14 protein-coding genes and 1 tRNA gene are annotated in these 13,563 nt (G+C 68.8%); 10 read left to right on the top strand and 5 right to left on the bottom strand.

Annotation, left to right across the window (positions count from 1 at the left end):
• The first annotated feature begins 33 nt into the window (after positions 1 to 33).
• Both ASC81_RS05465 and ASC81_RS05460 read left to right on the top strand, forming a co-directional pair.
• A tRNA-Thr gene (locus ASC81_RS05465) sits at positions 34 to 109 on the top strand.
• Positions 110 to 723: 614 nt separating this feature from the next.
• Positions 724 to 1,539 (top strand): hypothetical protein, encoded by an 816-nt coding sequence (locus tag ASC81_RS05460; protein ID WP_156391768.1) that lies wholly within the window; start codon positions 724 to 726, stop codon positions 1,537 to 1,539.
• 48 nt (positions 1,540 to 1,587) lie between these two features.
• Here the strand turns inward: ASC81_RS05460 and ASC81_RS05455 are convergent, their stop codons facing one another.
• Entirely contained in the window at positions 1,588 to 2,475 is an 888-nt protein-coding gene (locus ASC81_RS05455; RefSeq protein WP_056263562.1) for a DUF4394 domain-containing protein, read from the bottom strand.
• A gap of 238 nt (positions 2,476 to 2,713) precedes the next feature.
• Between ASC81_RS05455 and ASC81_RS05450 the strand changes: the two genes are divergently transcribed.
• The 3 genes from ASC81_RS05450 to ASC81_RS05440 all read left to right on the top strand — a co-directional run bounded on the left by ASC81_RS05450 (position 2,714) and on the right by ASC81_RS05440 (position 4,704).
• Positions 2,714 to 3,091 (top strand): hypothetical protein, encoded by a 378-nt coding sequence (locus ASC81_RS05450; protein ID WP_056263560.1) that lies wholly within the window; start codon positions 2,714 to 2,716, stop codon positions 3,089 to 3,091.
• Between the two features lie 116 nt (positions 3,092 to 3,207).
• On the top strand, positions 3,208 to 3,558 hold the full coding sequence (locus ASC81_RS26430) for a DUF3072 domain-containing protein (RefSeq protein WP_082536267.1): 351 nt from the start codon (positions 3,208 to 3,210) through the stop codon (positions 3,556 to 3,558).
• A gap of 141 nt (positions 3,559 to 3,699) precedes the next feature.
• On the top strand, positions 3,700 to 4,704 hold the full coding sequence (locus ASC81_RS05440; protein WP_056263558.1) for an aldo/keto reductase: 1,005 nt from the start codon (positions 3,700 to 3,702) through the stop codon (positions 4,702 to 4,704).
• 8 nt (positions 4,705 to 4,712) lie between these two features.
• Here the strand turns inward: ASC81_RS05440 and ligD (ASC81_RS05435) are convergent, their stop codons facing one another.
• The 4 genes from ligD (ASC81_RS05435) to ASC81_RS05420 all read right to left on the bottom strand — a co-directional run bounded on the left by ligD (ASC81_RS05435) (position 4,713) and on the right by ASC81_RS05420 (position 9,414).
• The gene (ligD, locus tag ASC81_RS05435; RefSeq protein ID WP_056263557.1) at positions 4,713 to 7,271 is read right to left on the bottom strand and encodes a DNA ligase D; all 2,559 of its coding nucleotides are present in this window, start codon (positions 7,269 to 7,271) and stop codon (positions 4,713 to 4,715) included.
• Complete coding sequence (locus ASC81_RS05430) at positions 7,268 to 8,056, bottom strand: tetratricopeptide repeat protein (protein WP_056263555.1); 789 nt, start codon at positions 8,054 to 8,056, stop codon at positions 7,268 to 7,270. Before ASC81_RS05430 ends, ligD (ASC81_RS05435) begins: the two co-directional genes overlap by 4 nt.
• A gap of 2 nt (positions 8,057 to 8,058) precedes the next feature.
• Positions 8,059 to 8,973, bottom strand: coding sequence for a Ku protein (locus ASC81_RS05425; protein ID WP_056263553.1), 915 nt, complete (start codon positions 8,971 to 8,973; stop codon positions 8,059 to 8,061).
• Between the two features lie 105 nt (positions 8,974 to 9,078).
• Positions 9,079 to 9,414 carry a hypothetical protein gene (locus tag ASC81_RS05420; RefSeq protein ID WP_156391765.1) on the bottom strand — a complete coding sequence of 112 codons (336 nt, stop codon included), beginning with the start codon at positions 9,412 to 9,414 and terminating at the stop codon, positions 9,079 to 9,081.
• A gap of 100 nt (positions 9,415 to 9,514) precedes the next feature.
• On the opposite strand from ASC81_RS05420, the gene ASC81_RS05415 reads away from it, so the two are divergent.
• From ASC81_RS05415 to ligD (ASC81_RS05395), 5 genes are read left to right on the top strand one after another with little or no spacing between them, the layout of a single operon-like run.
• Positions 9,515 to 10,699: a zinc-dependent alcohol dehydrogenase gene (locus ASC81_RS05415; protein WP_056263548.1), complete on the top strand. Its 1,185-nt coding sequence runs from the start codon at positions 9,515 to 9,517 to the stop codon at positions 10,697 to 10,699.
• A gap of 58 nt (positions 10,700 to 10,757) precedes the next feature.
• A complete protein-coding gene (locus ASC81_RS05410; RefSeq protein WP_056263545.1) occupies positions 10,758 to 11,219 on the top strand; it encodes a hypothetical protein in 462 nt (153 codons plus the stop codon).
• 36 nt (positions 11,220 to 11,255) lie between these two features.
• Entirely contained in the window at positions 11,256 to 12,023 is a 768-nt protein-coding gene (locus tag ASC81_RS05405) for an SDR family oxidoreductase (protein ID WP_056263544.1), read from the top strand.
• Positions 12,014 to 12,688 carry an HAD-IIIA family hydrolase gene (locus ASC81_RS05400; RefSeq protein ID WP_056263542.1) on the top strand — a complete coding sequence of 225 codons (675 nt, stop codon included), beginning with the start codon at positions 12,014 to 12,016 and terminating at the stop codon, positions 12,686 to 12,688. The genes ASC81_RS05405 and ASC81_RS05400 overlap by 10 nt, the downstream gene beginning before the upstream one ends.
• A complete protein-coding gene (gene ligD, locus ASC81_RS05395; protein WP_056263538.1) occupies positions 12,685 to 13,563 on the top strand; it encodes a non-homologous end-joining DNA ligase in 879 nt (292 codons plus the stop codon). The genes ASC81_RS05400 and ligD (ASC81_RS05395) overlap by 4 nt, the downstream gene beginning before the upstream one ends.

Genomic DNA, 13,563 nt, shown 5'->3' with positions numbered 1-13,563 from the left:
CCGCTATACTCTTGGGCTGACTTCACCGTCACGGCCGGCATAGCTCAGTTGGTAGAGCAGCGCATTCGTAATGCGAAGGTCGGGGGTTCGACTCCTCTTGCCGGCACCAAAATTCAGCATGACAAGGGCTTGGCTTCGGTCGAGCCCTTTGTTTTTGGCGCTTCATGGCCGGCTATGCGGGACGCAGCCGGACGAATAAGCCTCGTCACGCACGCCCACACGCGCAGCGTCAGGGACCGGCGATCAAGGCCGCCGTGTTCGTCGCGGAATGGCCCATCTAAGTGACGCCATCGCGACCGACGCGTAACTTCAAGGTCAATGCGGATTGGTCCTACACCGCTCCTTGAGCACTTCCCTACAGTGGGGCTGGGGCGTAGACCCTCTGTGTACCCCTCTGAAGCGCGGACGTATCTCCCGTCGAAGAAGGCTTCGACCCAGTGCGTTGACAGTCACAGCAGGCCCACACAGGCTCTACGCCCCCCTTACTGGCGACCTTCTCATCTGCAGGTAGGGCGGGCCCAATGTCGGTCATGGAGGAGGTCGTGAACAGCGTGATCGAAGCCAAGCCTGGCTTCCGCCAAAAGCTTGGCTTGTCGCGGGTTTAACGATCAACCATCAGCTTCAGAACGTGATGGACGCGACTGAACGAGGAACTGATCCCGAATGCCAACAGTCAGGCTGTCCTTGGGTCCAGCAGCGATGCGAACGGCAACGCTTGCCTTGGTGATCACCGCTCAACAAGTTTCGGCTGACACCACGCTGCCGGCCGTCAACAGCTATGGTCAACCGCCCTTCGTTGCGGCCGGCAATGAACAAGGCGCCGGCCTCGCCGGAACGTTCGTGGCTCTGCTGAACGCCGCATTGCCCGACGGCGCGCAGCTCAGGCTGGAAACTCTCCCTCGACGCCGTTTGGAGCTGGCTCTGACGAGTCGCACCTTCTCTGGCGTCGCGCTGTTTCTCGCTCCCGAATTCCTGGCGGCGCCAATCCAGCAAGGTGGTGCGTGGTCGGTTCCGGTGATGGTCGACGAAAACATGCTGGTCAGCGTTCGGCCGTTGAAGATGTCCACGCTCGATGACTTGCACGGCCTGAGATTCGGGGCCATTTCCGGGCACATCTACCGCATGCTTGCCCCCGCATTGGAAGCGGCAAAGGTGGAGCGACAGGACACGACGGACCACATCAGCAATCTGCACAAGCTATGCCTGGGGCGGATCGATTTCGTGGTCATCAGCAGATCGGAACTCGCCGGAACACTTCCCCATGTCCGCTGTGCGCACGCCTTCAGACCAACAGCGTTCCCTGAACCTCAAGTCATCGTTCGACGCGTCCTGGTTCGGATGTCAACGGACGGCGGTGCGCAGGAGATGCTGGATGCGATTGCGGAAACCGCTTGCGGTTCCGGTTGGACCGCGGCGTTGGGACGGTACGGTTTGTCGACCGTTGGCTGTCGCAGCAACAGTCTCGCCAAAACCGGGGACACCGGTTCAGCCGAAAAGAGGGATCGGAAGATCCCCCTCTCCAAAGGCGGCCCGAGTTGACTCGGTGAATCGAGCGCTTCTCGAAAGGGCTGCGCAAGAACGCTCGCTTCAGGGCTCCAGCGCAATGCCCACCACGCGCTCACCGCCGCCGATGGTGCCAAGCGACTTGGCGGCGCCGGTCTTCAGGTCAATCGTGACCCAGCGGCTGCCCGTGGTGCCATCGCTGTTCAATGCGGCGAAGGCCACGTCGCTCAAGGCCTGGATGTCGAAGGCTGCGCTCGAGAACGCCGCGCCCAGGGCACCGATGGTCATGAGCTGACCCGTGTTGGGCGACACAGCGGGCGCGACGCCTTCACGCGACCCCTGCGTCACCAGCGCACCCGTGGCTGCGTCGAGCGCGAAGTTGGTCGTGATCTTGGGATCGGCCTTGTTGTAGCTGTAGGCCGCGCCCACGACGATGGGCGACTTGCCGGCGTTGCTGTCGCCCGCCGCATAGGCCAGCTTGCCGTCGGTCTGCACGCCGTCGAGCGTCGCGTTGCCGTCCACGACGGCGCCGGTGTCGGGGTGCAGGCGCAGGTTCTGCCCGGTGTTGCTGACCACGCGGATGCGGTCCACCGCCGGGTTGAAGTCAAAGCCGAACTGCGCGCCTTCCAGCTTCACCGAGAACGGGCTGCCCACGATGCTCGCTGCGCCGGTCTCGTCATCGAGAACGTAGAGGCGACCCGTGCTGCCCAGCGCGTAGAGCTGCTCCTTGGACACGCGGTAGTCGATGCCCAGCAAGGTTTCGCCAGCCTGCAGGCCGGTGATGTTGAGCGTGGCCAGGATGCGACCCGGGCGGCCGGCATTGAACTTGAGCAGCTTGTTCGAGGCGGTCACCGCGACGGCCTTTTCATCTCGCACCGCACCTTCAGGCTCTGGCGTCATGGTGGAACACGCAGCCAGGCTGGCCAGCGTGAGTGCTGCAAGGCTTGCGCGCTTGAAGGAGAAGGTGTTCATGACAGGCCTTTGGTCAAGTTGTGGAGTTGCCGGACGTTGTACGCAACACAGGGCCGACCGGATGCAGCGCGCCTGAAACGATCATCGCCGCGCCAGGCAGCCGTCAACCCACGCGCCCGATCAGGCGCCAACACTGGTCGCTGATGCCGCGGCCGACGGCAGCGCGGACCGCACCGCGCTTGGTGGCCAGGCACCCCGCATGCCGTCCAGAGCTGGTCCCGCAACGGAGAGCACCACCATGGCACTGCCGCACGCCCAGCTCCTCGACGTCATTGGCGTCGGCCCACTCGGTTCGTCGCTGCATGACGCCGTCAGCACCAGCCTGCTGAAAACCAGGCGCTTGCAGTTGCTGCATCTCGTGCTGCCGGCGCATCGCGACCAGCCGGAGCATGACGTCGACGACGAGTGCACGGTCCATTGCCTCGAAGGCGACGTGGAGGTGCGCATGCCGGGCGGCACCCGGCGGCTTGGCCCCAACCAGCTCGTGGTGCTGCCGGCCAGGCAGCGCCATTCGCTCAGCGCCCGCGTCGACTCTGCCGTTCTCGTCACGCTGCTGCTGCGCGACGGCGACGCGGGCGATGGCGGCGGCGCGGGCAACCGCCTCCAGCCGGGCTGACGGCAAACTTTTCCAGCGGCACGGGCCTCGTCGCGCAGGTCAGAAACCCGGTGTCGACGCGGAGGCCGCACGAAGGGAACGCTGCTTGCCCCCATTTGGCTGAAGGGATCATCGCCATGAACGAGAAACGCTTTCCCGCCAATCCTCCTCTCGACAACACCGAGAAAGACCCGGACGACTGGGTGACCGGGAACGAGCCGATGACGGGCGCCCAGCGCTCGTACCTGAAGACGCTGAGCGAAGCAGCTCACGAGCCCTTCGACGAATCGCTGACCAAGGCCGAAGCGTCGCGCCGCATCGATGAGCTGCAGACCCGCACCGGCGTCGCGGGCGCACGCAAGCCCGGCACGGCTGACGAGCGTCAAGAACCAGAGGGCGCGCTGGAGTCTTTGGGCGAGGCGGTGTCTGACACCGTGCTCGGCTCGGAGCCCGATGGCAACGGCGGCACGCGCAGGACCGGCGGCTGACCGGGGCCGACGTTTACTGCCCGGCGGCCTGAACGCCTGCGTCCGGGCGCGGTGTGAGTGGGCGCGGTGTTGGCGCGTTCGTGGGGCACAGCGCGCCCCACTACCATCCGCACCCCGCCCTTCCACCACCCTGCCCCACGCATGAGCCACACCCCCGATCCATCGCGATACGACCGTCAACCCTATCGCCGCAGCGGGCGCAGCGGCCTGCTGCTGCCGACCTTGTCGCTCGGCCTGTGGCACAACTTCGGCGACGTCGACCGCTACGACAACGCCCGCACGATGCTGCTGGGCGCCTTCGACCGTGGCATCACGCATTTCGACCTGGCCAATAACTACGGCCCCCAGCCGGGCTCGGCGGAGCTGACCCTGGGCCGCGTGCTGCGCGACGACCTGCAGGCCCACCGCGACGAGCTGATCATCTCGACCAAGGCCGGCTACCGCATGAACCCCGGCCCCTACGGCGAATGGGGCTCGCGCAAATACATGCTGGCCAGCCTGGATGCGAGCCTGAAGCGGTTGGGCCTGCCCTATGTCGACATCTTCTATTCGCACCGCCCCGATCCCGACACGCCGCTGGAGGAAACGATGGGCGCGCTGGACCACGCGGTGCGCAGCGGGCGGGCGCTCTACGTCGGCCTGTCCAACTACTCGGCCGCGCAGACCCGTGAAGCCAGCACCATCCTGCGCCGGCTGGGCACGCCCTGCGTCATCCACCAGCCGCGCTACAGCATGCTGGATCGCCATGTCGAAGGCGGCCTGCTGGACGTGCTGGCCGAAGAGGGCATCGGCTGCATCGCCTTCTCGCCGCTGGCCCAGGGCCTGTTGACGGAGAAGTACCTCGCGTCCATCCCGGCCGACTCACGCGCCGCGCTGGGCGGCTTCCTGAAGCCGACCGACATCACGCCGGGCCGGCTGGCCGCGCTGCGGGCACTGAAGGAGCTGGCGGATGCGCGCGGGCAGACGCTGGCGCAGCTGGCCCTGACCTGGGTGCTGAGGCAGCCCGGCATGACGTCCATCCTGGTCGGCGCCAGCCGGCTCGCGCAGATCGACGACGCGCTCGGCATCGTCGCGGCGGCGCCGCTGACCGATGGCGAGCTGGCAGCGGTGGATGCCGCGCTGGCGCTTGAGAAGGCGGCTGGCTGAGCGATCGCTCAGCGCTTTCGCACGTCGGTCTTGGGCGCTGACCCAGGCGGCCAGCGCTTGATCGACTGGCGCTTCTTCCAGTAGTCGGCCCAGGGGTCGGTCTTCTGCAGCGACACATGATCGCGCGCGGTCTGCACCGTCCATTGCGCGCCACTCTTGAGCTCGGCCAACTGCTCCCACGCGATGGGCACGGACACGCCCAGCCCGGGCCGTGCGCGGGCCGAGAAGGCGGCCACCGTCGTCTGCCCGTGGCCGTTGCGCAGGTAGTCGATGAAGATCTTGCCGACCCGGTTGGCCGGGCCGCTCTTGGCGACGAAGCGCTGCGGGATGTGGCGGGCCATGTGGGCGACGACCGCATGCGCGAAGTCCTTGACCTCGGCGTCGTCCAGCTTGGGCGTCAGCGGCACGACGACATGCAGGCCCTTGCCGCCGCTGGTCTTCAGCCAGGCCTGCAGGCCCAGCTCCTCCAGCAGCGCGCGCGTCAGCACGGCAGCCTCCTGCAGGTGCGCCCAGGGCACGCCCTCGCCGGGGTCGAGGTCGAAGATGACGCGGTCGGGCTGGGTGATGCGCTTGGCCGTGGTGTTCCAGGTGTGGAACTCGACGACGTTCATCTGCGCCGCGCCCAGCAGACCCTCGACGCTGTCGACCACCAGCAGCGCCGCATGCCCCGGCCACAGCGCGGCGTCCAGCTCCTTGACGCCGTGGATGGCGTTCTCGGCATGCTTCTGGAAGAAGAGCTGCCCGGTGATGCCCTGCGGCGCCCGCACGAAGGAGACCGGCCGCCGGCGCAGATGCGGCAGCATCCATTCGGCAATGCTTTCGTAATAGCGCACCAGTTCCAGCTTCTTTACGCCGGAGGCCGGGTCGACGACGCGGTCGGGGCTGGAGACCTTGATGGCCGGCGCGCTCTGCGGCTTGGTTTTGGGCTTGGCCTTGGCCGCAACTGGCGCGCCCTCCTCGCGCACGATGGCCGTCGCGGGCTTGTCGGTGCGCACGCCGCGAAAGCTCGCATGGCGGATGTGCCCGTCGGGCGTCCACTCGCCAAACGCGACCTCCACGACCAGCTCGGGCTTCACCCAACGCTCGGGCCCACGCGCACGCCCGCCGCGGCGGCTGGGCGGCGGCGCCTCGGGGTGGACGGCCGGCTTCTTCGTTTCCAGCGCCACCAGCTGCTTGTGCAGCTCACGCCCCTGCGTCGACGACCAGCCCGTGCCAACCGCGCCCGCGTGGCGCAGCTTGCCGCCATCGTGATAGCCAAGCAGCAGCGCGCCCACCTCCGCGGCCGAATTGCTGCGGTCGGTGAAACCGAGCACGACGAACTCCTGGCGGCGCTGGCATTTCAGCTTCAGCCAGCTGTCGCTGCGTCGGCCGACATAGGGCGCGTCGGCGCGCTTGACGATGACGCCCTCCAGGCCCAGGTGGCAGGCGGCCTCCAGCACCTCGGTGGGCGCGGCCTGCAGCGCGTCGCTGAAGCGGATGCGCGGGCCGGGGTGGTCCTTCAGCAATTCCTGCAGCACGGCGCGTCGGCTTTGCAAGGGCACCTCGCGCAGGTCGCGGTCTCCCAGGAAGGGCACGTCGAACAGATAGAAGACGATGTCTTCGTTGCGGGCGCCGTCGATGGCGTCTTGCAGGCGGTTGAAGTCCGGCACGCCGCGCTCGTTCATGACGACGATCTCGCCGTCCAGCCAGGCCTTGGTGATGCCGATCTGCGCCAGCTCGGCGGCCAGGTGCTTGAGCCGGTCGGTCCAGTCGTTGCCATTGCGGGTGATCAGGCGGGCCTTGCCGGCGGCGATGCGCACCAGCATGCGGTAGCCGTCGAACTTGTTCTCGACGACCCAGTTGCCGCCTGGCGGCACGCCCGAGGCCAGCGTGGCCAGCTGCGGCGCCAAGGTTATGGGCAGCGCGGCCTTGACCGCCTTGGACAGGTCCGGCCCCGCCGCCGCGGGCGGCGAGGACGCGGCGGCGCCACGCGGCTCGCGCTCCTCCACCAGGCCCAGCGGCGTCGCCACGACGCTGTCGGGCAGCGCCGTCAGCACGTCGTATTCGCTGCCCGGCCGGGCCCAGGCGTCACCGCGCTTCTTCAGCAGCAGCCAGGGCTCCTGCTTCTCGCCGGGCTTGGCGATGCGCACCAGCTCCCACAGGCCGGCCAGCTTCTCGCCATGCAGATGAAAGATCAGCTTGCCCTTGGCGAGGCCCTCGTGCGGGTCGCCCACCGGCGTCCAGCTGCCGCGGTCCCAGATGATCACGCGGCCAGCGCCGTACTGGCCCTTGGGGATCTCGCCCTCGAAGCGGTTGTAGCTGATCGGATGGTCCTCCACCCGTACCGCCATGCGCTTGTCGGCCGGGTCGAAGCTCGGCCCCTTAGGCACGGCCCAGCTCAGCATGACGCCGTCAAGCTCCAGGCGAAAGTCGTAGTGCAGGCGCGAGGCCCAGTGCTTCTGCACCAGGAAGGCCATCGCCTCGGCCTTCTTGCGGCCGACCTTGCCCTCCGGCTCGGCCGTGGCGCTGAAGTCGCGCTTGGCGTTGTAGCGGGCCAGGGGCACGTCGACCGGTGCGGGTTTGCTCATGCGTGGGCAAAGCGCCGGAAGGCGCTGAAGTGTCGCAACGCGCCCTGGGCCTCACCCAGGCGCTCCAGCAACACGCCGAGGTTGAAGTGGGCGTCGGCCAGGGCCGGGTCGATCTGCAGGCAGCGCTCGTAGGCCGCCACGGCCTCGTCGGGCCGCTGCGCATCCTCCAGTGCGATGGCGCGGTTGAAGTGGACGAGCGGACTGCCCTCGCACCACCTCAGCGCCTCGTCGTACAACGCCAGCGCCTCGGCATGCCGGCCCATCTCGCACAGCAGCGCACCCAGGTTCACGTAGGCTGGGCAGCAGGACGGGTCCAGTTGCAGCGCCTGCCGGTAGGCCGCCTCGGCCGCGTCGTCATCGCTCGATTCAAACTGCAGCGCCTGCGCCACACAGGCATTGGCTTCGCTAGACGCCGCAAAGCTGTGCAGCCCGCCCGGCTCCGCATCGTCCAGCGGCAGCAGCAGCTGGCCGGACAGCGCATCGAAGCGGCGCGGGCCTGCGCTGGCTTCCACGGCGCCGCCATTGGCGCGCAAGCGCACGCTCGCCAGGTGGACCGAGGTCAGGTTGGCCTTTACGTTGCGCAGCGCCTGAACGATCTTGCGCGCGGGCACGTCGGCGTCGCGCAGCATCTTGGCCGTGCGCAGCACGACGAGGTCCTGGTGCGTGAAGCGCAGGCCCTCCTGCGGCTCCAGGATGCCCAGCTCCACCAGCGTGGCGATGAAGCCGCGTGGCAGCACCGCCAGGCGGCGCACCTGGCTGAGGGTGTAGGCCGCCGGCTCCGCCATGGTTATTTCTGCGCGCGCGCCCGCTTGGCCGGCGCGGCCTCGGGCTCGGCGACGGCACGCTTGGCGTTCTTGCGCGCCGGCAGGGCGGTCACCTTGGCGGACGGCTTCTCCGCCTTGGGCTTGGCCGCCGGCTTGGACCCCAGGCTGGCGCGCAAGGCATCCATCAGGTCGATGACCTGGCCGCCACCCGTCGCGCCCGGCTCCTCGCGGGACGAGGCGACGATCTTGCGACCCTTAACCTTCTCTTCGATGGCCGCCAGCACGCGCTCCTTCTCCTCGTCGCGGAACAGCGTCGGGTCGAAGCTGTCCGCGGCGATCTGGTCGACCAGCTGCAGCGCCAGTTGCAGCTCGGGCTTGGACACCGGCGCCTTCGGAATGTCCAGGTCGGCCAGCGACCGCACCTCGGCGGCGTAGCGCAGCTGCTGCAGGATCAGCCCGTCGTCGTTGGCGCGCACCTGGGCCACGTACTGCTTGGTCTTCCAGGCCCATTTGGCCAGTGCGCAGCGGCCCGACTGGCGCAGCGCCTCGGCCAGCAGCGCATAGGGCTTCTCGCCGCGCTTGTCGGGCGCCAGCAGATAGCTCTTGTCGTAGAACAGCGGGTCGATGGATTCAAGCGGCACGAAGCTCACGATCTCGATGACATGGCTGCTGCCCTCTTCCAGCTGCTTGAGCTCCTCGGGCGTGAACAGCACGAACTGGTTGTCCTCGACCTCATAGCCCTTGACCATGTCCTTGCGCTCCACCACCGCCTTGGTGCGCTCGTTGACATATTGCTGCTTCAGCCGCGAGCCGTCCTTGGCCAGCATGTTGAAGCGGATCTCGCTGCCCGACTCGGTGGCCGAGAACAGCCGCACGGGCACGTTGACCAGGCCGAAGCTCAGCGTCAGCGAGGCGATGGAACGGGTAGCGGTGGCCATGGGGTCTCCTGTCTGCTGCCGCCGAAGCTACGCCGCTAACGTCCTGGCCGGGCGGGGCCGGCGCCGCGTCGGGCTGTAGGAGGCCGCCGAGGGCCGCCGCTTTGCTCAGCGCTGCAGCCCCTGGTCGTCACGCGGGTCGTTGCCGCCCTGGCCGGTGGTCGCGCGCAGCTCTCGCCAGCGGCCGAAGTCGTCGGCAAACCGGTGGTGCGGATCGTCGCGCCAGTTCGGGTGCCGGGCGTCGAGTTCGCGCTCGTACTCGGCGCGCAGGCGGGCGAAGTCAGGGTCCTGCTCGGGCGGTGTGAAGCGCGCCTCGAAGTCATAGCCGTGCGGGCCGCGTGGCTGCTCGGGCCGCCAGTCGCCGTAGTTGCTGCCCGCGGTGCTGCGCTCGCCGTCGACGTCGGGATAGACGTGGGGCAGGCGTTGATCGGGATCGTGGGTCATGGCCATTCCTGCTGAGTCGGAGCACGAAGCGCGGCAAGGCCCATGCCCACGCCCAGGGCACGTCGGTTGCCCGCACAGAGGATCTTCAAGGAGCCCCACCATGCGCGCACTCACCTACCACGGCAGCCACGACGTACGTGTCGACAACGTGCCCGACCCCGTCCTGCAGCATCCGCAGGACATCCTGCTGCGCGTGACGGCCACGGCCATCTGCGGCTCCGACCTGCACCTCTACCGCGGCAAGGTGCCGGGGCTGAAGGACGGCGACATCCTGGGCCACGAGTTCATGGGCATCGTCGAGGAAGTCGGCCCAGACGTGACGCGTGTGAAACGCGGCGACCGCGTCGTCATCCCCTTCGTCATCGCCTGCGGCAGTTGCTTCTTCTGCGAGCGCGACCTGTTCTCGGCCTGCGAGACCACCAACGACGGCCGCGGCGCCATCCTCAACAAGAAAAGCCTGCGGCCCGGCGCGGCGATGTTCGGCTACACGCACCTGTACGGCGGCGTGCCCGGCGGACAGGCCGAATACGTGCGCGTGCCGATGGCCAACACCGGTCCGCTCGTGATCCCGGATGCACTGACCGACGCCCAGGTGCTGTTCCTGTCCGACATCCTGCCCACGGGCTACCAGGCCGTCGTCAATGCCGGGGTCGGCCCGGGCAGCACCGTGGCCATCTTCGGCGCCGGGCCGGTCGGCCTGATGGCCGCCGCCTGCGCGCGCATGCTGGGCGCCGCGCGCATCTTCATGGTCGACCACCATAACTACCGCCTCAAGTTCGCCGCCGACACCTATGGCGTCGAGCCCATCAACTTCGACAAGGTCGACGACCCGGCCGAGGCCATCATCGAAGCGACCCAGTTCCGCGGTGTCGACGCCAGCATCGACGCCGTCGGCTTCGAGGCCAAGGGCAGCACCGTCGAGACCGTGCTGACCACGCTCAAGCTCGAAGGCAGCAGCGGCGAGGCGCTGCGCCAGGCCATCGCCGCCACGCGCCGCGGCGGCATCGTCAGCATCCCGGGCGTCTATGCCGGCTTCATCCACGGCTTCCTGTTCGGCGACGCCTTCGACAAGGGCCTGCAGTTCCGCATGGGCCAGACGCATGTGCAAACCCACATGCCCGCCTTGCTGGAGCACATCGGCAACGGTGACCTCAAGCCCGAGGTCATCGTCAGCCACCAGCTCGCGCTGAGCGAGGCCGCGCGCGGCTACGAGATGTTCGACAAGAAGCAGGACGACTGCCGCAAGATCATCCTGACGCCTGGCACCAACCCCCTCGCGGTCTGAGCAGGCACGCGGTTTGCCACTGGGCTGGCCGCCGTTTCGCGGCGTCAACGCGAACACAATGCCGCCCGCCAGCAGCCGCTTCCTCACCGCCGACCTCGCCCGCTCTGCCATCAGCGCGCTGGCGCCCGCCATCCAGGCGCAGCTGGGGGCGCCGGAGGTCAGCGGCCTGGGTGTGTTGCACATCGTCGTGCTCGACCCGGCCGCCCCAGCAGAGGGCGAGCCGCGCATCCTTTACGAGCGTTCCATCGGCGACCGCGACCGCTGGGATGTCGACTACGCCGACTACGCGCGCCGCAAGGCCGCCGTCTGCTGGCGCCACCGCATGGATGGCCGGCGCCTGCAATTGCTGGAGCCGCACCGCCTGCAGGCCGACGACTGCCTGCTGTGGGGCGGCGTCTGGCTGGACGGCCTGGTCGTCGCCGCCAGCGGCGCCTTTCCGATCTGGGACGAATGCTTCTCGCTGATGACCGCCGCCCAGCTGCGCGCCCGCGCCTGGGAGGCCGCACAAGGCGCGCGCTGAACCCCGCCAACTCTCAACACCAACAAGCCTCCTGCCATGAACAACACCGCCTTCGACGCCACCTGCTCCGCCGACCCGCCCTCACTGCGCGGGCAGGTCGCCCTCATCACCGGCGGCAGCCGCGGCCTCGGTGCAGCCATTGCCCAGGTCCTGGGTGAAGCCGGCATGCGCGTCGTGCTGGCCGACGTGGAGCTGCAGCGCGCCCAGGACTGCGCCGCCATGCTGGGCGAGCGCGACATCGAAGCCGTCGCGATGGCGCTGGACGTCGGCGACCCGGCGCAATGCCAGCGCGTCGTCGACGCCACCGCCGCACAGTTCGGCCGGCTCGATGCCCTCATCAACAACGCCGCCATCGACGTGACCGCGCCGCTGGCCGAGCTCAGCGTCGAGGACTGGCAGCGTGTGCTCAACACCAACCTGTCGGGCCCGCTGCTGATGACCAAGTTCGCCACCGCGCAGATGTTCAAGCAGAGCAGCGGCGGCCACGTCGTCAACATCGCCTCCACCGCGTCCAAGCGCGCCTGGCCCAATGCCAGCGCCTACCACGCCACCAAATGGGGGCTGCTCGGCCTGTCACACGCGCTGCACGCCGAGCTGCGCGAGCAGAACGTGCGCGTCAGCGCCATCGTCGCCGGCGGCATGCGCACCCCCTTCCTGCTGGACCGCTTCCCCGGCATCGACGAGACCAAGCTGCAAGACCCCCTCAACGTCGCCTGCGCCGTGCGCTACGTGCTGCAGCAGCCCCAGGGCACCGTCATCCCCGAACTGACCGTGCTGCCCACACGGGAGAGCTCATGGCCTTGATGTCCCCGTTCGACTTCCTGCCGGCGGCGCGCGGCCTGCCGCGCACGCCGGGGCGGCCCTGCCTGTTCATGAACCAGGACGGCACGCTGGTCGAGCACGCCGCTAACCGCGTCGACCCGCTGCTGTTGCGCCTGCGCGCCGGTGCCGGTGAGGCACTCGCGCAGTTGCAGGCCGCCGGCGTGGCCCTGGTCATCGTCACCAACCAGGCCGGCCTGGCCAATGGCCGCATCACCCGCGCCGAGTTCGCACGCTTGCAGCAGGTTCTGCTGCAACGCCTGCAGGACGAGTTTGGCGTGCGCATCACCGGCGTGGAGGTCTGCCCGCACAGCCCCGACAGCCAGGGCCGCCCGGCCTGCCTGTGCCGCAAACCGGCGCCCGGCATGCTGACCCGCGCGGCGCACCGCCATGGCATCGACCTGTCGCGCTCGTGGATGGTGGGCGACACGCTGGACGATGTCGAAGCCGGCCACCGCGCCGGTGCTGCCGGACTGCTGCTGGACAACGGCAGCGAGACCGTCTGGCGCCGCTCGCCGCTGCGCGAGCCGGATGCGCGCTTCTTTGACTGGGGGGCGCTGGCCACCTACGTCGAGAAGCTTGCCGGTGGCGCCGAGCGTGAACCGCCGCGCTGGCCGTCGCAGAGCCTGCACGGCGCGGTGCAGGCTTGAAGCTGACCCACGCCGAACGCATCGTCGACGCCGAGAGCGGCGCGACCAAGGGCGATGTGGCACGCTACTACGAGGCCGTCGCGCCGCTGCTGCTGGCCCAGCTCAAGGGCCGGCCAGTGGCGCTGTTGCGCGCACCCGAAGGCGTGGGCGCGGCGGGCTTCTTCCAGAAGCACCCGGGCAAGTCAGCGTTGGCCGGCGTGCGGGTGCTCGACGCCGACCTCTGGCCGGGTCACGAGGCGCTGATGGAAGTGACCAGCCACGAGGCGCTGCTTAGCGCCGTGCAGATGAACACCTTGGAGTTCCACCCCTGGAACGCTCGCCACGCGCTGCTGGGCAAGCCGGACCGCATGGTCTTCGACCTCGACCCCGGCGAAGGCGTTGGCTGGGCCGAGGTGCGCGACGGCACCCTGCTCGTGCGCGATCTGCTGCAGCAGCTGCAGCTGCGCAGCTGGCTCAAGACCAGCGGCGGCAAGGGCCTGCACGTGGTCGTACCGCTGGCAGCGCGCTGGCCGGTGGATGTCGTGCGTGGGTTCTCGCAGGCCGTCGTGCAGCGCCTGGCGGACGAGCATCCCGACCGCTTCGTGGCCAAGAGCGGGCCGGCCAACCGCGTCGGCCGCATCTTTGTCGATTGGCTGCGCAACGGCGAGGGCGCAACAGCGGTGGCCGCCTATTCCCTGCGTGCCCGGCCCGGCCTGGGCGTGGCCATGCCGATCAGCTGGGACGAGTTGCCCGCGCTGACCGGCGCGGCGCACTGGACGCTGGCCAACGCGCCCCAGCACCTGGCGGCGCGCAAGACCGATCCCTGGGCCGCGCTCGACGCCTACAAGCAGTCGCTCGTGGCGCCGATGCAGGCCCTGGGCTGGCGCGCTGACTGA

It is taken from the genome of Pelomonas sp. Root405 (assembly GCF_001425165.1).
In the GTDB taxonomy this organism is placed as follows: Bacteria; Pseudomonadota; Gammaproteobacteria; order Burkholderiales; family Burkholderiaceae_C; genus Pelomonas.
This window is presented reverse-complemented; position numbering and strand designations above follow the sequence as displayed.